The organism is Streptomyces sp. bgisy130, from assembly GCF_057708345.1.
This window is the reverse complement of the sequence record NZ_JBYISA010000017.1, coordinates 85,269-103,755: the sequence shown is the minus strand read 5'-3', so window position 1 is coordinate 103,755 and position 18,487 is coordinate 85,269. Positions and strand designations below refer to the sequence as shown.

Below are 18,487 nucleotides of genomic sequence, written 5' to 3'. Positions count from 1 at the left end.
ATGCATGATCAAGCACACTTCGCCGATCAGTGGAATCGACGCACATGGCGATCTGGTGGTGACCGCCGGCTATGACAACCGGGTAATTCTCTGGAATGCGGTCACCCATACCGCCATCACCGAGGCACGCCACGACCACCTCGCCAACCAGTGCCGGTTCTCCGCGTCCGGCCGGATCGTGGTGACCTCCAGCAGCGACTATTCCGCCCGTTTATGGTCCGTGCCCGATCTGCGTCTCATCTCGGTGCTCACGGATCAGAAGGACGATGTGGAGATGACCGTGATCTCCCCCGATGAAACCCGGGTGGCGACGGCGTCCCGCGATCACCTCGCCCGCATCTACGACCTGGACGGCCGGCTGATCCACCGGCTGGAAGGGCATGAGGCGGACGTCCTGTCCGTCGAATGGGTGCGGGGCGGCACCGAGTTGGTGACCACCAGCGACGACGGAACGGTACGCCGCTGGGACAGCGCCGACGGCACCCTGCTGCGCACCATCGACCTCGGGGACGTCGAAACCGACACCGTCGCCGTCCTGGGCGTGGACAGCTTCGCGCTCGGCAACGACGAGGGCGAGCTGATCCTCATCGACCCGTCCGGGACCCGGCGCCACCGGGTGCACGACGCCGGCATCAAACGGCTCGCGTACGACCCCGAGGGCGGCCTTCTGCTCAGCTCCAGCTATGACCGCACCGTACGGCTGTGGCGCCTGGACCAGGGCGGGGACCCGGTCCATCTGCTGACCAGCGAGGTGCCGGCCGACGTCTGGCTGCGCTCCTGCGCCAAACTGAGCGCCACCCGCTGGGTCTTCGGCACCTTCGGATCGAGTTACGCGGTCTTCGACCGGGACGGCGGGACCTGGGACCTGAGCGCCGTCGAGCCCACACCGGGACTGAACGCGGTCACGAACACCCCCACGGGACGGTTCACGGTGGGCGACAGCGGCACGGTCCGCCGGGACGACGCGGTGGTGGCCGAACTCGGCAGCTGCTGCAACTTCGTCACCGCCGTCGCGGGCACCGTCGTCAGCGGCGGCCAGCTCGGCGCCCTCTACGACGCGACCACCGGCGCCCTGCTCTACCAGCACCGCTCCCCGCTCAACTGCGCCGCCGTCCATACCACTTCGGACGGCGAGACGCTGATCGTCGGCACCTACACCGGTGAGGCCCTGGTCCTGCGGGATGCGGACGGCACCGGACTGAAGCTGGTCGACGTGCGGCGCATCCAGGAGAACGCCGTCAAGGGGGTCGCCGTCCAGGGCGAGGTGCTCTTCAGCGTGTGCGCCACCGGCGCCGCGAGGTGGCACGCCCTGCCGGACCTGAAACTCCTGGCCGCGAACGAAACGGCACACGCTCGTATAGCCAACGCCGCGGACGCCCTGCCGGACGGCCGCTTCGTCAGCGTGGGCCGCGATCTGACGCTCCGGATCTGGACCGCCACCGGTGAGGAACAGGCCGTGGTAACGACCCCGCACCGCAACAGCATCAAGTGCGTCGCCGTCGACCCGCACACCGGACTGATCGCGACCGGCGGCTACCACGGTCGGGTCGCCGTCCACGACCCCGCGGCCGGCACCTGGGTGTGCGACGAACGGCCCACGACCGCCGGGATCTCGGCACTGGCCGCGGCCGGCTCACCGGGCCGGTTCCTGGCCTCCTCCTACGACGGCCGGGTCTACGGCATCGAGGCGCCCGCCACCGTACCGTCCGTCCGGAACCGGTAGGGGCCGCCCGATGACGACATCCGATGAGGCGGTGGTGGTCCGCCTCGCGAGTGCCCCGGTCCCGGTCGGCGCCACCCTGATGCAGCTGACCGTCTTCGGGCAGGTCGGCGCGGACGGCCGGGAGACGGAAGAAGTGGTCACCCTGCGGACCCTCGCCCCACGCAGCGAATCCGCTGCCCCGCCGATCGTGCGCATCCACAGTGCCTGCTTCACCGGCGATGTCCTCGGCTCCGAGAAGTGCGACTGCGGGCCCCAGCTCTCCGCGGCGCTGGCCACCATCGTCCGGTCGTACAACGGTGTGCTCGTCTATATGCTCCGGCAGGAAGGGCGGGGCATCGGGTTGGCGAACAAGATCCGTGCCTACGCGCTCCAGTCGGTGGGGCACGACACCATCAGCGCCAATCTCGCCCTCGGCTTCCCGGCGGAGAGCCGGGACTTCCGGATGGCCGCGGACTGTTTGCGGCACCTGGGCATCACCCGGGTACGGCTGATGACGAACAACCCGGAGAAGGTAGCCCAGCTCGCCGCACAGGGGACGGTGGTCGAGGACCGGGTCCCGCTCGGCGGCTTCCGCACACCGTTCAACGAGGGCTATCTGGAGGTCAAGGACCGGCTGATGGGCCATCTCGACGCGCTGGGCACGGCACAGCAGGTCACCGGCCTGCGGGCGGCCCTCCCGGGGCAGGTGCCGCAGTGACCCCGGACGGCTCCGAGGGCGGCCGGGCCTTCTCCGACGGCGAGCGGACCGCGATGCGCCGCGCCGTGACGCTGGCCCGGCGCGGGCTCGGCACGGTGGCACCCAACCCGGTCGTCGGGGCGGTGATCCTCGACCCCAACGGCCGGACGGCGGGGGAGGGGTGGCACCGGAAGGCCGGCGGACCGCACGCCGAGGTCCACGCGCTGCGGGCCGCGGGCTCCCGCGCCGAGGGCGGCACCGCCCTGGTCACCCTCGAACCGTGCAGCCGGCAGGGCCGCACGGGCCCCTGCACCCAGGCACTGCTCCAGGCGGGCATCCGCCGGGTGATCTACGCCGTGGCCGACCCCACCCTCTCCGGCGAGGGCGCGACGACCCTGCGCCGCTCCGGAGCCGAAGTGCAATCCGGGCTCCTCGCGGAGCAGGCCGCGGAGGCCAATCACGCCTGGCTGACCGCCGTGGTCACCCGGCGGCCGCATGTCACCCTCAAACTCGCCACCACCCTCGACGGGCGGATCGCCGCCCGCGACGGATCCAGCCGCTGGATCACCGGCCCGCCCGCCCGCCGCGACACCCACCGGCTGCGGGCCCGGGTCGACGCGATCGCCGTCGGCAGCGGCACCGTCCTGGCCGACGACCCCGCCCTCACCGCACGCACCGCCGCCGGCCGCCCGGGTGCCCGGCAGCCGGTCCGGGTGGTCTTCGACCGCCGGCTGCGCACCCCCGCCCGCTCCCGGCTCGCCTCCGACGGCGCGGCCCCCACCTGGATCCTCACCACCCGCCCCGCGGCGGCCCCGTCACCCGGGTCGGCCGAACCGGTCACCATCGGCCCCGGCCCGCGCTATCTCACCGAAGCCCTGCACACGCTGTACGACCGGGGCATCCGGTCGCTGCTCGTCGAGGGCGGCGCCACGCTGGCCGGTGCCCTCCTCGGCGAGGGGCTGGTGGACCGGGTGATCTGGTACAGCGCCCCACGGCTGCTCGGCCAGGACGGCGCGCCCGCGGTCCGCGGCCTGGAAGTCCCTTCCCTGGCCGGGGCCCCGGGCTTCCGCGTCCTCGGCGTGCGCCGGGTCGGCGAGGACGTCCGCACCGTACTGGAGCCGGATCCCGCCCGCAGGAAGTAGGAGCGACATGTCCCACATCGTGCACAGGAACCTGGTCGACGCCGATATCAACGCCCTGACCGACCGCGCGGCGATGGGGCTGCCGGAAGGCTATGTGGAGCCGAGGGCCGAGCGCCTGGAGGAGTTCCCGCGCCTGGCCGGCCGCCCGGCCGAGCAACTCGCCGCCCTGGTCGAGGATCCGTCCCTCACCCTCGAACGGCGCCTTGCCGCGGGCACCGCACTGGCCCTGTCGGGCGACCCGCGGACCCGCTGGGACGCCCCGGTCATGCTGCCCGTCCCCGCGGGCCGGGCGCTGATCGGCACCCCCGAGAGCGCGGTCGACGCCCTGCACGCCGACTCCGCCCGGTTCGGGGTGCAGCGGTCCTGGGTGGCCAAGGAGTGCCCACGGCACACGGTCGGGATCGCGGCCTTCCACCTCGCCAAGTACCCGGTCACCAACGCCGAGTTCGCGGTCTTCCTCAAGGACACCGGCCATGCCGGGCTGCCGAGCAACTGGAACTACGGACGCTACGACCCCGCCGCCGCCAACCACCCCGTCTACACGGTCACCGCGGAGGCCGCCGACTGGTACACGGACTGGCTGAGCCGCCGGACCGGCCGCCGCTTCCGGCTGCCCACCGAGCAGGAATGGGAGTACGCCGCGGGCGGGCCGGACGGGCTGCGGCATCCCTGGGGTGACACCTGGGACGCCGCCGCGGCCAACACGCTGGAGACGGGCCTGCTCATGAGCAGCCCGGTCGGGGCCTTCCCCGGCGGCCGGTCGTGGTGCGGGGCCCTGGACCTGGCCGGAAACGTCGAGGAGTACACCAGCAGCACCTACGAGCCCTACCCGGGAGGGGAAGTGGTGCGGGACGACCTGTATCTGCGGCTCGGCGCCTACCGCATCGCCCGGGGCGGGGCCTTCAACCGGTTCCGGGACCTCGCCCGCTGCCAGCGCCGGCACGGACCCTACCCGCGCTCGCTGTACGCGATGGGGTTCCGGCTGGCCGAGGACGTCCCGATGTCCGAGGAGGGCTGACGCACGGTGCGCATCGTCCATGTCCACTGGACCGGCTTACCGGTCACCGGCGGCGTAGAGACCCATCTGCGGGCGGTCGTCGGCCAACTCGCCGCCCTGCCGTGCGAGGTACGGGCCGTCGTCGGCACCCCGCGGTCACCGGACTGCGACTACGACCCGGCCCTCGACATCGAGGTGCCCGCCGGCCCGGCCGGTGTCGCCGCACTCGCCGAGCGGTGCCGGAGCGCGGACGTCGTGCACTGGCACAACCCGCAGTGGCACAAACCCGAGGTCGTGACCGCCCTTGTGGCGCGGCTGCGGGAGCGCCGCTGGTCCGGCCGCTTCGTCTTCGATCTGCACAACATCGACGAACGGCCGGAGCGGTGGGAGTTCCTCGCCACACTCCCCGGCCCGCTCGCCGTGCACTCCGAGTTCGTGGCCGGCGAGGTCCGGCGCAGACTGCCCGCGGCCGAGGTCGTCACCCTGCCGCTGGCGCTGCCGCTGTTCGAGGCCCCCTTCCGGCTCCCCGGCGGAGCGGGCGGCACCACCGTGCTGCAACCCAGCCGGATGACCCGGTGGAAGGGCTCCCACCTGAGCCTTGCGGCATCCCTGACGCTGCTGGACGAAGGCGTCGATCTGCACTTCGTGCACGCGGGAACCCAGCACCTCATCTGGCCGCCCGGCATCCCCGACGCGCTGCTCGAACGGGCCGCGGTCTGGCAGGCGAAGGGGCGGGTGCACTTCACCCACTACCGGCCCGAGCAGAGCTGGGCCGCGATCCGCGCCAGCGACCTCGTCATCCACCCGACCATCGACCGCGGCGCCCACGGCGAGCCGTTCTCGCTGTCCGTCGCCCAGGCCATCATCTGCGGCCGCCGGATCATCGCCAGCGACTCGGGCAACCTGCCGCTGCTGCTGGGCGATTACTCGGCCGCCACCCTCGTCCCCGCCGGCGATGTCCGGGCCCTGACCGAGGCGCTCAGGGCAGCGATGGACCGGCCGGCCGTCGCACCGACCACCGCTGACCGCGCCCTGGCCCAGCACCTCCGGGACGGTTTCGCCACCGCCGGCCGGCACCACCTGGCCTTCTACCGGACCCTGGCCGGCCCCGCGTGACGGACCGGTCGCCCGCACCCCGCCCGGCGCCATGAAACCGCCGACCTGCCGCAGTTGCCCCGACCCACCCACCAGGGAGCCCCGCATGCCCACCCCGATCATCCTGGACTGCGACCCCGGCCACGACGACGCGATGGCCATCCTGCTCGCCGTCGGCGACCCCCGCGTGGAGCTGAAGGCCGTGACCACCAGCGCGGGCAACCAGACCGTGGCGAAGACCGCGCTCAACGCGCGGCGGATGTGCGCCCTCGCCAAAGCGTTTGACGTCCCCGTCGCCGCCGGATATCCCAAGCCGCTCACCGGCATGCTGCTGATCGGCGACGATGTACACGGCGAAACCGGCCTGGACGGCTGGGACTTCCCCGAGCCCGAGGTGCCGCTGCACTCCGCGCACGCCGTGGACCTGATCCACGGCATCCTGTCCGACAGTCCCGAACCCGTCACCCTGGTGGTCACCGGTCCGCAGACGAATATCGCCGGACTCCTCGCCCTGCACCCGGAGGACAAGGCGAAGATCAAGGAGATCGTCTGCATGGGTGGGGCCACCCACCGCGGCAACACCCTGCCCTACTCCGAGTACAACATCCTGGTCGACCCCGAGGCAGCCCACGAAGTACTCGCCACCGGCGTCCCCCTCACCTACTGCGGCCTCAACGTCACCCACCAGGCCCCGGTCACCCGCGAGGTGCTGGACCGGATCCTCGATGTCGGCACCCACATCAGCGAGGTGTCCGCGGCCCTCCTCGCCTTCCGCTCCCGCACCTACGACCAGATCTGGGATCTGCCCGACGCGCCGCTGCACGACCCCGTCGCCATCGCCCGGGTGCTCGACCCGAGCCTGGTGGACTGCGTCGAGGCCCCCGTCTCGATCGAATTGCGTGGCGAGTTCACCCGGGGCGCGACCGTGATCGACCTCTACGGTGTGACGGGGAGAGCCCCCAATGCCCTGGTGGCGACGCATCTGGACACCGAGCGGTTCTGGGACGTGTTCCTGAAGGCGCTCGCCGCCCTGGGCTGACCTGTTGACCAACGGAGGCTGACCGACCGTGCCCGCTTCTCCCGTACCGACTCCCGGTGCCCGCTTACTCACGGCATTGGCAGGGGCGCAGCTGCTGGTGGCGCTCGACTTCTCCATCATCTACGTCGCGCTCCCCGACATCGGGGGAAGCCTGCACTTCTCCGCGGTCGCCCTTCAGTGGATCGTCAGCGCATACGCCATCTTCTTCGCCGGATTCCTGCTGCTGGGCGGGCAGTTGGCCGATATCTTCGGACCCGGCCGGGTCTTCCTCACCGCCCAGCTGCTCTTCGCCGCGTCCTCGGTCGGCGCCGCGCTCTCCTCGTCCGCCGCCCCCCTGATCGCGGCGCGCGTCGGGCAGGGGGTGGCGGCCGCCCTGCTGGTGCCGGCGACGCTGGGACTGCTCAGCGCCGCCTACCCGTCGGGGCCGGAGCGGGACCGGGCGGTGAGCGTGTGGGGGACCACGGGCGCGGTCGGACTCGCCCTCGGTGTCACGGCCGGGGGAGGCATCCTCGAAGTGGCCTCCTGGCAGTGGATCTTCTGGATCAACCTCCCCATCGTGGCGGTCTGTCTGCTCGCCGCCGGGCGGGCGGTCCGCGCCACCACCGAAGCCGAGCGGGCCCCGCTCGCCACCGCGGCCACCCTCTCCGCCTGTGCCGCGGTCGTCGCTGTCGTCCTGGCCTGCACCGAACTCTCCCGCGCCCACCCCTCCCGGCCCGTGGTCGCCGCCGCGCTGGTGGTGGCGGTGCTCGCCGGCGGGGTCCTCGTCCGCAGCCGGCGCCGGCCGCTGGTGCCCCGCGCCCTGCTGGGCGTACGGGCCCTCCAAGTGGCCTGCCTGGTCGCGGCGTTGTACATGGCGAGCTTCGGCGCCGAGTTCTACCTCGTCACCCTGTACCTCCAGGACGTACGGGGCTACAGCGCGCTCGCCGCGGGCATGGCCTTCCTGCCGCTCGCCGGGACCATCGTGGTGGGAAACACCGTCGCCGGACGGCTGGCGGGCCGGCTGCCGCTGGGGCGGCTGCTGTCCCTCGCCTATCTCACCGGAGCGGCCGGACTGGTGGTGCTCGCGCTGGCCGTCGGCACCCGGGGCGGATATGTGGCGGGCATCCTGCCGGGGCTGCTGCTGAGCGGTTTCGGCCAGGGCATGGCGTTCACCGGCATGTTCATCACGGGCACCCGCGACCTCCCGCCGGAGAGCAACGGCACCGGGAGCGCCCTGGTCACCACGGCGCAGTACCTCGGCGGCTCCCTCGGCCTGGCGCTGCTGGTCCTCCTCCACGGGGAGCATCCGGTGGCCGGGGACTTCGTGTGGACCTTCTGCGCCACCGCGGTCATCGCCGCGGCCGCCGCGCCGGCGGCGCTGCTCCGCCTGCCGCGTACCGGGCCCACGCCCGCCCCCGTCTCCCCGCACGACCCCTCTTTCGAGCCACGGACCGGAGGTCATCGATGAACACCGCTCACTTGCTCGACCGGCCAGGACTCCCGCCGGAGGCCCGGCGCACGGTGGACGACTTCGAGAAGGAACACGACACCTACTTCAGCCACTTGGTCCACTTCGGCCCCGAGCTGCTGGAGTCGCTGCACACCCCGGGGCCGCTGCCGGGGAACATCTCTGTCGCCTCCGCCGTCCGTCCCGACGTGACCGAGCGGATGGCCACCGTCACGGCCGTCGCCAACCTCCCCCACCAGCAGCACGCCGACCGCACCCGCTATCTCCAGGCGCTGCTCGACATCTACGGCATGCTGCCCGTCCCGCCGGCCCACCGTGCCTCCGCATGGGGAACGACCGTCATAGCCCCGGAACGCGAAGGCCGCATCCTCGCCGAACGACTCGGTGTCATGCCCCAGCGCCAGGGCTGGACGCCCCAGGCCAAGCGGATGCCGGTGGGCGGCGGGCTGCTCGTCGGGGTGGACGAATGGCTGCCCTCGCAGGCCGACCGGCTGGTGATCATCGACGGTGTGGTGGCCAGCGGGGTGACCCTCATGGCCCTCATGCAGCTGACCGTCCGGCCCGGTGCCGACGTCGAGATCTTCACCTGCCACTCCACCCAGCAGGGCGCGCTCGCCCTGGCGCGCTACGCCGAGCAACTTCAGGTGTCGCTGACCCTGCACGTCGGACAGGTGTCGGGCGCGCTGAACGAAAAGTTCTACGCCGTGCGGCCGGACGCCCCCGAACAGGTCGTACTGGGCGATGTCGGGGACACCATCAGCCCGGTGGCGCCCGCCTCCCCGCCCCGGGGGACCCCGGCGTGACCACTCCGGACAGCCCGGGGCGCGGCCCGGAACTGCTCCGGCGCGAGGCCACGGCCGGGCCCGGAGCCGTCGACCGCTACTTCTCCCTGAGCGCCCGCGGCTCGACCTGGCGCCGCGAGATCGTCGCCGGGATATCGACGTTCCTGGCGCTCTCCTACATCGTGGTCGTCAACCCGGCGATTCTCGCCCAGGGAGGCATCCCGCACTCCGCCGCCTTCTTCGCGACGGCGGCGGTCGGCGGCCTCGCCACCATGGCCATGGGGCTGTGGGCCCGGCTCCCGTTCGCGGTGGCGCCGGGCATGGAGATGAACGCGATGGTGGCGTTCTCCGTGGTCGGCACCCTCGCCTACACCTGGCCCCAGGCGCTGGGCATGGTGTTCTGGTCCGGAGTGGCGATGCTGGCGGTGTCGCTGCTGCGGCTGCGCGCGGCGGTGATCAACGCCATCCCGCCGGAGCTGCGTTCGGCCCTCGCCGCCGCGGTCGGCGCGTTCATCGGCCTGGTGGGGCTACAGATCGCACACCTCGTGCGCACCACCGACGGACGGCTGTCCGGCCTGGGCGACTGGACGGGACCACCCGCCGTGGCCCTGTACCTCGGCCTCGCGGTCGCCCTGGTCCTGGACCGGCTCGGCGCACGGGCCGCGGCCGTCCTGGGCGGCATCGCGGCCGCCGCGCTGTACTGCGCCGTCGCGGGCCTCCGCGCCGGCGCGGTGCACGACGGCGTCCACGGAAGCGGCGCGGCGCTCCTCCGCTTCGACCTCACCGTCCTCACCGATCCCCGCGCATGGAGCGTCATTCTGGTGCTGTTCGCACTCGACTTCTTCGGCAGCATCGCGAAAGTCGTGGGCCTCTCGGCGCACACCCCGTTGCAGGACGCCAAGGGGCGGGTACCCGGGATGCGTGCGGCGCTGCTGGTCGACGCCGGGGCCACCGTCGCCGGGTCCGCCGTGGGCTCGTCCAGCTTCGTGGCGTTCGTGGAGAGCGCGGTCGGGATCCGCGCCGGTGCCCGGACCGGGATCGCGGCGGTCGTCACCGGACTGCTCCTGTTCTCCTGCCTGTTCCTCGGCCCGGTCCTGGTCCATGTCCCGGTGGAGGCCACTACGGGCACCCTGGTCTTCGTGGCCGTCAAGATGCTGACCACCCGCCGGCCGGGCGGCACCGACCGCCTGGGCCTGACCGTCACGGTGACCGCCGTGGCCGTCACCGTCGCCACCCTGGCGATCGACCAGGCGATGGCCGCGGCCTTCGTGGTGAGCGTGGCCGCGAGCCTCATCGGCCGCCGGCGGCCGCATCCCGCGCTATGGGTGACGACGTTATTGCTCATGGCCGGCGTCGTACTGCAATACCTCCACCGCTGACCGCCGCGTCCCCCACCCCTCCAAGGAGCCCGCCATGCCGCACGACGATGACCAGGACATCCCCCTCCTCGCCGGGACCGTCCGGCAGCCCGACGGCACCCCCGAACGGCTGCGCCGCCAGATCGAGTTCATCATGGAGGCCGACCGGCTCAAGAACGTCTTCCGGCGCAGTCCGCTGCTGAGCGCGGACCGCAGGGAGAACGACGCCGAGCACTCCTGGCACCTCGCACTGATGACCCTGGTGCTCACGGAGTACGCGGACGTACCCGTCGACGCCGGCAAGGTGCTCGCCCTGGTCGTCGTGCACGACCTGGTGGAGATCTACGCCGGAGACACCTTCCTGTACGACACCGCGGCCGCCGCGGACCAGGAGGAGAGGGAACAGCGGGCGGCGGACAAGCTCTTCGCGCTGCTGCCCGACGACCAGCGGGAGCATTTCCGGGCCCTGTGGGACGAGTTCGAGGCCCGGGTCACCCCCGAGGCACGTTTCGCCAAGGCCATGGACCGGCTCCAGCCGCTGCTGCTCAACTACGGCAACCGCGGCGGGACCTGGCGCACCCCGGGCGTCACGGAGGACGACGTACTCGCCCGCAAGTCCGTCATCAAGGACGCCTGCGCGGAACTCTGGCGCTACGCCCAGGACCTGATCCACACCGGAGCCGCCAACGGCTGGGTCCCCCGCGGCGACTCCTGTTCCTGACGCTCCTGTTCCTGACGCTCACCGGTCGGCGCGGCCGGCACCAACTCGGCGGCCGCACCGCTCAGTTCCCGTACGTCCGATGACACAGTCGCAGCAGATCCCCACGGACCCGGCCGGCCGCCATCCGGCACACCACACCGGGATCGATCGTCGAGCGGGGCCGCGGCGGCCGCCGGTGCGCACGCGGCGGCGCCACGTGATGCCGCTTCCCCGGCACCGTGCGCACCGGCACCGGACGCGGCCTCGACGCCACCGAACGAGCGGGCCGCGGCACCGGCCGCCCCACGGGGCGCCGTTCCGCCCGGTGCCCCGGCGAGGCGTGCCGCGGGGCGGCGTGCCCCTTCCGTGACGCCGCGGTCCGCTTCGCCTTCCGCCGCGCGGACGCCACATCCACCAGCCGCTCGCGCGATGACGCCTCGGTGGGCAGCACCAGCGGCGAGGGCCGGGCCGGGGCGACCGTGCGTCCGCCCGACGCGGGACCGGGGTCGTGCGGGGAGCCGTCGGCGGGAAGGGACACACAGCCGCCGACCGCGAGGAGAACGGCCGTCGCTGCGACGAGGCGAAGGAGGAGAGGGCGCACGCCCTCACGGTGTCGGAGGCCCGTGAGCTGTCCAAACGACGCGCCGATCGGCCACGCGGACGAAGGACACATACGAACTCCCGTGGCAGTCCCGAGCCGCCGACGGCGGCGGCCGCACGCGGCGGTGCGATCGGCCCCGCCCCCGTCGAGCCCGTGACGGACACGGTCGCTCACATGGGCAGCGACCGCAGCCGCACCGGCCCCACCGGCCACCGCGCCCCCTCGCAGAGCGGCACCCACATATTCCGCAGCGGCATGACCGCGGTGGTGTCCCCGGGCTGCTCGACCTCCACGTCCTCATGGAGCTGCTGCCAGCCGAACCGCTCGTACAGGGGGAGGAGATGCGGCATACAGAAGAGGAGGCCGTAATCCGGTCCCAACGTACGCGCATGCTCCAGAGCGGCGGCCATGACGACCCGCGCCAGCCCCTGCCCTCTCAGATCGGGAGCGACGACCACCCCTCCGACGCCGACCGCCCGGGTCTCCACGGAACCGATCGACAGCGGAACCGTCACCAGACCGGTGTGCGCCACGAGACGGCCGTCCCGTTTGATGCCGAAGTGCTCCTCCTTGGCCCGCCAGGTCAGCCCCGTCCAGGAGACCCCGAAGGCGTCCTCGCCGTCCCCGACGATCTCGCTCAGTTCCGTCCGCGTGAACCGCGTCAGCCGGACCACAGCCGGCGACGCGGAAGGCAGGTGCGCTGTCATTCCTCGATCTTGCTGCCCCCACCGACCGTTGGCAATGCTGTTCCTGCCTCACCGGCCGGTGTGGACGCACCTACAGCCCGAGGTCCGGGCCGAAGACCTCGTAGTGGATCGCCGCGGACGGTACACCGGAGTCCAGCAGTTGGGCCCGTACCGCCTTCATGAACGGCACCGGCCCGCACAGATACGCGGTGGTCCCGGCAGGAAGGGCGAGCTGCGTCAGATCCATCAGCCCGGAGCGCACGGTCACCCCGTCCACCGCGTCCACGGCGTCCACCGCGCCGCCCGACTCCCGCCCCGCGCCCTCCTCTTCGATCCCGGCCCCGTCCTCGTACCAGAGTTCCACCGTCGCGTCGGCGAGCTTGCCGGTGAGCCGGCGCAGATCCGTACGGAACGGGTGCGTGGCGGGGGAGCGGTCGGCGTGCGCGGTGATGATCCGGCGCCGGGAGCCGGTGGCGGCGAGGTGCGCGAGCATGCCGACCATGGGGGTGCAGCCGATGCCCGCCGAGGCGAAGAGCAGGGGCCCGTCACCGTCGTCGGACAGCACCACATCGCCGAACGGCGGGCTCACGTACAGGGTCTCCTCGCCGTGCACTTGCGTGTGCAGATACTCGGACACCTCGCCCGCCGGGGCACCGGACGGGCCGTCCGCCGCCACCCGCTTCACGGAGATCTGTAGCCCGCCGTCCGGCTGCCCGGACAGGCTGTACTGACGTATCTGCCGTGCGCCGTCCGGGAGTTGGACCTGTACGGAAACGTACTGGCCGGGCCGGGACGCCGGTACCGGGGCGCCGTCGGCAGGCCGCAGGAGGAAGGTGGCCACCTCATCGGTCTCCTGCACCCGGCCGGCCACCCGGTAGGGACGCCATACCGCGCCGTCCCGCACACCCGCCTCCCGGAAGAGCCGCTTCTCGACGGCGATCAGAGCATGGGCCATCAGCCAGTACACCTCGTCCCAGGCCCGGACCACGTCGTCGGTCACCGCCTCGCCCAGCACCTCGGCGATGGCCGCGAAAAGGTGCTCCCGCACGACCGGGTACTGGTCCTCGCGCACCCCGAGGGAGGCGTGCTTGTGCGCGATCCGCGCGAGCATGGCGTCCGGCCGGCTGTCCGGGTGGTCGAGGAGATGGCGCGCGAAGGTGGCGATGGACCCGGCGAGGGCCTGCCGCTGGCTGCCGTTGGCCTGGTTGCCGCGGTTGAAGAGGTCGCGCAACAGCTCGGGGTGGGCGGCGAAGAGCTTCTCGTAGAACAGCGTCGCGATCTCGTCGATGGCGCCGCTCACAGCGGGGAGGGTGGCACGTACGGTCTCGGCGGACTTCGGCGACAGCATGGGTAACTCCTGACTCTCGAAGGCGGGGGGAGCGCTAAAGTCGCATCTCAGATGCGTATTTCCAGCCATGAAAAAGGCGGCGTGCGGGATGGGTTGGTCCGAGGGGGCGGCCCGGAGGCGCGCGCCCTCGGCCGGCCGACCGACGGTGCGGCTCAGTCCGTGGATGGAGCGGACGTCAGGCTGATCAGCAACGGACCGGTCGGCGATTCGATCAGGTCGGCGACGGAGAGCGGATCGAGCGAGGCGTAGAACGCTTCCTGCGCCGCCCGCAGCGCCCCGCGCAGCCGGCACCCGCCACGCAGCGGACACGGCGGATCGTCCTCGCACCCCACGACGTCATCGGTCCCCTCCAGCTCACGCACCAGCCGCCCGAGCGACCCCGTACGCCCCGCCGTCGTCAGCGCCAGCCCGCCGCCTCGCCCGCGCCGCGCTTCGACGGCGCCGAGATGCTGAAGCTTGCTGACCACCTTGGCGGCATGGGTGTACGGCACCTGGACGGCGCTCGCCACCTCCCGGGTAGTGGGCGCGTCCCCTGTATCGCCGAGCACCGCCAGGCGCATGGCGATGCGGAGGGCGATGTCGGTGCTTTTGGTGAGTCGCACAGCAGCACTCTATAGAAATGGCATCCAAGATGCCAATTAAGGGACTGGGGAGGAGGGCGAGGTCGTGGCCCCGGGTGGTCATGGGGGAGGCGGAGGGGCGGTGAACGCGGCGGAACGGGTCAGGCCGCGAGGCGGGTGCGCGAAGAGCCACGCTCCCCTCCGCCGCCCCGCTCATCGCCCGCCCGCCGCCTGTTGCTGGAGGTAGGCGGCGACATCGGCCACGTCGTTGGCGATGGTCAGGACGCCGGTGATGTCGGCGGTGGGGGTGGCGGCGCCGTTCACGCCGGCGAAGAAGACGTCGAAGTGGCCCTTACGGGTCTCCAGATAGCCGGCCGTGGTTTCGGCGCCCACGGCCAGCCGGTCGTTGAGGAGGTCGCCGCCCGCCGCGGTGCCGGTCTTGGCGAAGACCTTGCCGCGTGACGGGCAGCTGCGGCAGGAATCCGCCAGGGTGCCGTCGACGCCCAGGATCGGCAGTGAGGTGCGGAAGCGCTGCGCCTCGGGGGTGCGCTGCCAGTACGTCAGGATCTGTGCCATGGCGCGCGGGGTGGTCCGGTCGGCGGGGTTGCCGCCGCGGCCGTCGGCGAGTTGTACGGCCTTGCGGTCCACCTGGGCACGGTCCAGGAATGTGGCGAGGACGGGGAAACCGTCGTTGCAGTTGGTGCTTCCCGTGCTGGTGGCCATCAGGCAGATCCCCAGGTTTGCCCCGAGGTTGTGGCTCACCTTGAGGATGAGTTTGGCGTACTGGGCGTACACGGGGGAGGTGTAGCGGGCCACGGTGGGGACGCCCTCATAGGAGCGCGGCAGCCGGCGGGCGGGGTTGCGGCCGATGGCCTTCGCGCGGACCTCGACGCCGGCTCGCTGTAGTGCCTCGATCAGGGCGGTGCGGCCGAAAGCGTTCGGGTCCTTGATGGCGGACACCCGGAGGACGGGGGCCGAGTCGGCGGCGATGGTGCCGGACAGCTGGATGCGGGTGCCGTCGGGGGAGCTGCTCACATTGATGTCGGAGGGTTTGCCTGCCGCGACCGTACGGACGGAGGACGTGACGTGGTAGGGCGCGACCTTCGGGCGCCACTCCAGCCCGGCGGGGGTGCCTGCCTCGGCGCCGGGGGTGGTGAGCAGATCGATGACGTTGTCATTGATGATCAGCGGGGTGGGGACCGGATCGAGGCCGGGGTCCGGCGTGAACAGCCGGGCGTCGACGACCACATCGCCGTCGACCCGGCGGATGCCCGACTGCCGTACCTGCCGGGCCAGCTGGTCGATACCGGCCAGCGGGTTCTCCGGGGTGAGGGTGGCTCCCGGGACGTCGTTGGCGTAGGTGTGGTCGATGGTGGTGTACGCGACCGTGCCGTCCTTGCGGGTTCTGCCGCCAAGGGTCAGATCGCCCTGTGCCACCAGGTCCAGATCGCCCTTGAGCGTCGCGTTCCGGCGCTGTCCGACGGCGTGGACCGGCGTGACGAAGCGGTGGTCGCCGCCCAGGGTGTGCCAGGTTCCGCTGACGCTGAACAGCTTGGCCGCCGAACCGGGGATGAAGAACTGGTCGGCGTAGCGGGACTGGGTCACCTTGCCGGTCCGCGGATCCTGTTGGAACAGGCCCCACTGGGCATGCCGGTAGTCCGGCTTCCGCATGACCGAGGCGATCCGCGGGTCGAGCGTGCGGGGCGTGGCGGACGGCGCCGCCTGGACGAGGCCGGTGATGACGACGCCGACGGCCAGCAGCACACACAGGGTGCCGAAGACCCGCCGCCGGGCCGACCGCGTGGGGACGGAGGGGGACATACAGACTCCACCGATGGTGTTGTTCTGCCGCATATCTGCCGATATGCCCGCCCTGACAGTACTGCCCACGACCGTCGCGAGGCCGCAGCACGTCGGCCAGGGTCCCCCGGACGTCCCAGCGCCGGGGTGCGGACGGCAGACGGGGGAGGCAGTCGGCGCGCGCCCCCACGACGGCGAGAAGGCGGCGGCGCGCACATGGCGAGTGCGCGGCGCGGGGAGAGCCGTGGTGGTGCTGGTGCCACCCCGCGAACGGGCACCAGGGTGATCGACCGCGGAGCGACCGGACGCCGAGGATTCTTGCCGTGGCAGCGCACCCCGCGCGCCGACGGGAGGATCGATGTCCGCGTTCAAAGCACCACGGTGGCCGAGAGCCGCGCTGTCGGGAATGGCCGCCGCCGCATTACTGACGGCGGCGCTGCCCACCGCGGCCCCGGCCCGCGCGGCGGACCGCACCGGGCCGCCGGTACCGGCCCGCTACGCCCACCAGCAGCTCAACTGGCAGCCCTGCGAGGCGAAACCGTCCTTGGAGTGCGCGCGCATGACCGTGCCGCGCGACTGGCACCACCCGGACACCGGGCCGGACCTCACCGTCGCGGTCTCCCGGCATCGCGCGAGCGACCCCGCCCGGCGGCGCGGTGTCCTGATGATGGCGGCGGGCGGCCCGGGGGCCTCGGGGCTGACCCGGCCCGCGGACTTCGCCGCACGTTCGCCCGCCGTAGGCGCCGCGTACGACGTGGTCGGCTTCGACCAGCGCGGGTCGGCAGCAGCACACCCGCCCGGTGTCAGACCGACGCCGAGTTCCAGGACTTCTACGCCCATGACTTCCGCGACCGTGCGCCCGCGGCCCTGCGCGGCGACCTCGACCGCTCCCGGCGGCTCGTCGCCGGCTGTCTGCGGCGCAGCGGCGATCTGGTGCCCTGGCTGACCACCGAGCAGGCGGTGCGCGACATGGATCTGTTCCGTGCCCTGCTCGGCGTGCGCAATCTGTCCCCGGGCTTCGCCGCCACCTTCTTCTCGGTGACCTGCAACGACACCCCGTGGCGCGGTGACCTCGGCTACTGGATCCGGCGCAGCGCCGAGGACACCGCGGCCCATCCGCTCGTCGGGGCGCGCGAACTCGCCTACGCGGCGACCTGCGCGGCCTGGCCGGTGCCCGCCGCACCCCGAGTACGCGTCACCGGCAAGGGCCTGCCGACCACGCTGATGCTCAACTCGGAGCACGATCCCGCCACGTACTACGAGGGCGCGCTCGCGGCACACCGTGCGCTGCGCGGTTCGCGGCTGTTCACCGTGACCGGCGGCGCTGGACAAGAACTCGGAAGAGTTCGTCACGACACCACCCCCCGTCGTCCTCCGGGTCCAGCCGAGCGGCTTTGTGCGGTTGAAGACCCCCGAGCAACTCCGGGCGTGGGAAAACGCGGTGCGACTGACCACCGGCCTGGAAATCGTCGCCGACAACCTCGCGGGTGTGGCCGCCGAATCGGGCTGTGAATTCGGCGAGGCAAGCCATAGCGACGCGTGCGACATGGCATGATCCTGGCCGTCTCCTTCCACGACGACCTGCATGCCCTCGCGGTCCAGCACGCGGTGCGCAGCCGCGGTCACGTCTTCCATATCGTGGAATGCGACACCATCAGCGGCCGGCAGAGCCTCTCTTGGCGCTCCCACCGCGAGGAAGCGGACGGTCGCACCGGTGCCGCGACCGTCCTGACGTCCGAGGGCGTGCCGGTGGCCCCGGAGGAGGCGGCGCTGCTGTGGTGGCGGCGGGCCAGGGCCGACCAGGACGTCACCGGGGCGGCGGGCAGCGCCCATGAGCGCAGTCTGGTCAACAACGACTGTCGTGGCGCGCTGGGCGGAATTCTCGCGGCCACCTTTCACGGCGACTGGATTTCACCGCCCGCCGCGACCGACCTGGCCGCCGACAAGCTGTATCAACTGGCCGTGGCCCAGGCGTCCGGCTTCCGCGTGCCACGGACCCTGATTTCGCAGTCACGGGACGAGGTCATCGCCTTCACCCGGAAGGTCGGACGGACCATCGTCAAGCCCGTGGTCGGCGCCCGCGGGCCTTCCCTCTACACCCGCTGGATCGACGACCCGGAAGGGATCCCGGCACCGTCGTTCGAGATCTGCCCCGCGACGTATCAGGAGTACATCGAGGGAAGCCGCCACATCAGGCTCAATTGCTTCGGTGACCGGATGTATGCCGCCCTGATCGAGACCACCGCGCTCGACTGGCGCCCCGACCTCAATGTGCCCATCTCCCCGTGGCCCGTCCCCGACGACATCCGGCGGCGCGTCGGCACGGTACTGCGCCAACTCGGCCTGCGTATGGGCGTCGTGGACCTGAAACTGACCCCGGAAGGGGAGCCGGTATGGCTTGAGGTGAATCCGCAGGGGCAATTCCTGTTCCTGGAACCGCTCACGGGGGAACCGCTGACCGGGCACTTCGCCGACTTCTTGCTCTCCGCGGCCTGAGCGGGGCCGGCCCGGACCGGTGACGGGCAAGCCTCGG

At 72.1% G+C, this 18,487-nt stretch carries 18 protein-coding genes; 13 read left to right on the top strand and 5 right to left on the bottom strand.

From position 1 onward, the window contains the following. Nucleotides 1-4 precede the first annotated feature (4 nt). The 10 genes from AC3EUV_RS22210 to AC3EUV_RS22165 all read left to right on the top strand — a co-directional run bounded on the left by AC3EUV_RS22210 (nucleotide 5) and on the right by AC3EUV_RS22165 (nucleotide 10,980). Nucleotides 5-1,723, top strand: coding sequence for a WD40 repeat domain-containing protein (locus AC3EUV_RS22210; protein WP_435603690.1), 1,719 nt, complete (start codon nucleotides 5-7; stop codon nucleotides 1,721-1,723). Between the two features lie 10 nt (nucleotides 1,724-1,733). Beyond that, nucleotides 1,734-2,420 carry a GTP cyclohydrolase II RibA gene (ribA, locus tag AC3EUV_RS22205; protein ID WP_432142394.1) on the top strand — a complete coding sequence of 229 codons (687 nt, stop codon included), beginning with the start codon at nucleotides 1,734-1,736 and terminating at the stop codon, nucleotides 2,418-2,420. Next, nucleotides 2,417-3,541: a bifunctional diaminohydroxyphosphoribosylaminopyrimidine deaminase/5-amino-6-(5-phosphoribosylamino)uracil reductase RibD gene (gene ribD / locus AC3EUV_RS22200; protein ID WP_432142393.1), complete on the top strand. Its 1,125-nt coding sequence runs from the start codon at nucleotides 2,417-2,419 to the stop codon at nucleotides 3,539-3,541. The genes ribA and ribD overlap by 4 nt, the downstream gene beginning before the upstream one ends. A 7-nt stretch (nucleotides 3,542-3,548) precedes the next feature. Further along, complete coding sequence (locus AC3EUV_RS22195; RefSeq protein WP_435603689.1) at nucleotides 3,549-4,559, top strand: formylglycine-generating enzyme family protein; 1,011 nt, start codon at nucleotides 3,549-3,551, stop codon at nucleotides 4,557-4,559. Between the two features lie 6 nt (nucleotides 4,560-4,565). Then, nucleotides 4,566-5,654 carry a glycosyltransferase family 4 protein gene (locus AC3EUV_RS22190; RefSeq protein ID WP_435603688.1) on the top strand — a complete coding sequence of 363 codons (1,089 nt, stop codon included), beginning with the start codon at nucleotides 4,566-4,568 and terminating at the stop codon, nucleotides 5,652-5,654. An 85-nt stretch (nucleotides 5,655-5,739) separates the two neighbouring features. Further along, nucleotides 5,740-6,672 carry a nucleoside hydrolase gene (locus AC3EUV_RS22185; RefSeq protein WP_432142390.1) on the top strand — a complete coding sequence of 311 codons (933 nt, stop codon included), beginning with the start codon at nucleotides 5,740-5,742 and terminating at the stop codon, nucleotides 6,670-6,672. Between the two features lie 76 nt (nucleotides 6,673-6,748). After that, the gene (locus tag AC3EUV_RS22180) at nucleotides 6,749-8,119 is read left to right on the top strand and encodes an MFS transporter (protein ID WP_435603687.1); all 1,371 of its coding nucleotides are present in this window, start codon (nucleotides 6,749-6,751) and stop codon (nucleotides 8,117-8,119) included. Further along, the gene (locus AC3EUV_RS22175) at nucleotides 8,116-8,922 is read left to right on the top strand and encodes a hypothetical protein (protein WP_432142388.1); all 807 of its coding nucleotides are present in this window, start codon (nucleotides 8,116-8,118) and stop codon (nucleotides 8,920-8,922) included. The genes AC3EUV_RS22180 and AC3EUV_RS22175 overlap by 4 nt, the downstream gene beginning before the upstream one ends. Next, nucleotides 8,919-10,280: an NCS2 family permease gene (locus AC3EUV_RS22170; RefSeq protein WP_432142387.1), complete on the top strand. Its 1,362-nt coding sequence runs from the start codon at nucleotides 8,919-8,921 to the stop codon at nucleotides 10,278-10,280. Before AC3EUV_RS22175 ends, AC3EUV_RS22170 begins: the two co-directional genes overlap by 4 nt. Nucleotides 10,281-10,314: 34 nt before the next feature. Further along, on the top strand, nucleotides 10,315-10,980 hold the full coding sequence (locus AC3EUV_RS22165; RefSeq protein WP_435603686.1) for an HD domain-containing protein: 666 nt from the start codon (nucleotides 10,315-10,317) through the stop codon (nucleotides 10,978-10,980). A 61-nt stretch (nucleotides 10,981-11,041) separates the two neighbouring features. Here AC3EUV_RS22165 and AC3EUV_RS22160 read toward each other — a convergent pair whose 3' ends face one another. The 5 genes from AC3EUV_RS22160 to dacB all read right to left on the bottom strand — a co-directional run bounded on the left by AC3EUV_RS22160 (nucleotide 11,042) and on the right by dacB (nucleotide 15,975). Continuing rightward, nucleotides 11,042-11,560: a hypothetical protein gene (locus AC3EUV_RS22160; RefSeq protein WP_432142385.1), complete on the bottom strand. Its 519-nt coding sequence runs from the start codon at nucleotides 11,558-11,560 to the stop codon at nucleotides 11,042-11,044. A gap of 170 nt (nucleotides 11,561-11,730) precedes the next feature. Beyond that, nucleotides 11,731-12,267 carry a GNAT family N-acetyltransferase gene (locus tag AC3EUV_RS22155; RefSeq protein WP_435603685.1) on the bottom strand — a complete coding sequence of 179 codons (537 nt, stop codon included), beginning with the start codon at nucleotides 12,265-12,267 and terminating at the stop codon, nucleotides 11,731-11,733. Nucleotides 12,268-12,337: 70 nt separating this feature from the next. Then, nucleotides 12,338-13,594, bottom strand: coding sequence for a globin domain-containing protein (locus AC3EUV_RS22150; RefSeq protein ID WP_435603684.1), 1,257 nt, complete (start codon nucleotides 13,592-13,594; stop codon nucleotides 12,338-12,340). A gap of 152 nt (nucleotides 13,595-13,746) precedes the next feature. Then, entirely contained in the window at nucleotides 13,747-14,196 is a 450-nt protein-coding gene (locus AC3EUV_RS22145) for an RrF2 family transcriptional regulator (protein ID WP_435603683.1), read from the bottom strand. Between the two features lie 171 nt (nucleotides 14,197-14,367). Beyond that, nucleotides 14,368-15,975: a D-alanyl-D-alanine carboxypeptidase/D-alanyl-D-alanine endopeptidase gene (gene dacB / locus AC3EUV_RS22140; protein WP_435603682.1), complete on the bottom strand. Its 1,608-nt coding sequence runs from the start codon at nucleotides 15,973-15,975 to the stop codon at nucleotides 14,368-14,370. Nucleotides 15,976-16,312: 337 nt separating this feature from the next. On the opposite strand from dacB, the gene AC3EUV_RS22135 reads away from it, so the two are divergent. Genes AC3EUV_RS22135 through AC3EUV_RS22125 form a run of 3 tightly spaced genes read left to right on the top strand, consistent with a single transcriptional unit; the run spans nucleotide 16,313 to nucleotide 18,450 of the window. Next, entirely contained in the window at nucleotides 16,313-16,900 is a 588-nt protein-coding gene (locus tag AC3EUV_RS22135; protein ID WP_435603681.1) for a hypothetical protein, read from the top strand. After that, nucleotides 16,888-17,466 carry an alpha/beta hydrolase gene (locus AC3EUV_RS22130; protein WP_435603680.1) on the top strand — a complete coding sequence of 193 codons (579 nt, stop codon included), beginning with the start codon at nucleotides 16,888-16,890 and terminating at the stop codon, nucleotides 17,464-17,466. Before AC3EUV_RS22135 ends, AC3EUV_RS22130 begins: the two co-directional genes overlap by 13 nt. 27 nt (nucleotides 17,467-17,493) lie before the next feature. Continuing rightward, nucleotides 17,494-18,450, top strand: a complete 957-nt coding sequence (locus tag AC3EUV_RS22125; RefSeq protein ID WP_435603679.1) for an ATP-grasp domain-containing protein — start codon at nucleotides 17,494-17,496, stop codon at nucleotides 18,448-18,450. Nucleotides 18,451-18,487: the final 37 nt, after the last annotated feature.

What these genes read in the sequence shown, in the direction of transcription:
- AC3EUV_RS22210 (WP_435603690.1), top strand. Translation starts at nt 5, where the DNA reads ATGATCAAGCACACTTCGCCGATCAGTGGAATCGACGCACATGGCGAT.
- ribA (WP_432142394.1), top strand. Translation starts at nt 1,734, where the DNA reads ATGACGACATCCGATGAGGCGGTGGTGGTCCGCCTCGCGAGTGCCCCG.
- AC3EUV_RS22195 (WP_435603689.1), top strand. Translation starts at nt 3,549, where the DNA reads ATGTCCCACATCGTGCACAGGAACCTGGTCGACGCCGATATCAACGCC.
- AC3EUV_RS22185 (WP_432142390.1), top strand. Translation starts at nt 5,740, where the DNA reads ATGCCCACCCCGATCATCCTGGACTGCGACCCCGGCCACGACGACGCG.
- AC3EUV_RS22175 (WP_432142388.1), top strand. Translation starts at nt 8,116, where the DNA reads ATGAACACCGCTCACTTGCTCGACCGGCCAGGACTCCCGCCGGAGGCC.
- AC3EUV_RS22165 (WP_435603686.1), top strand. Translation starts at nt 10,315, where the DNA reads ATGCCGCACGACGATGACCAGGACATCCCCCTCCTCGCCGGGACCGTC.
- AC3EUV_RS22155 (WP_435603685.1), bottom strand. Translation starts at nt 12,267, where the DNA reads ATGACAGCGCACCTGCCTTCCGCGTCGCCGGCTGTGGTCCGGCTGACG.
- AC3EUV_RS22150 (WP_435603684.1), bottom strand. Translation starts at nt 13,594, where the DNA reads ATGCTGTCGCCGAAGTCCGCCGAGACCGTACGTGCCACCCTCCCCGCT.
- dacB (WP_435603682.1), bottom strand. Translation starts at nt 15,975, where the DNA reads ATGTCCCCCTCCGTCCCCACGCGGTCGGCCCGGCGGCGGGTCTTCGGC.
- AC3EUV_RS22135 (WP_435603681.1), top strand. Translation starts at nt 16,313, where the DNA reads ATGTCCGCGTTCAAAGCACCACGGTGGCCGAGAGCCGCGCTGTCGGGA.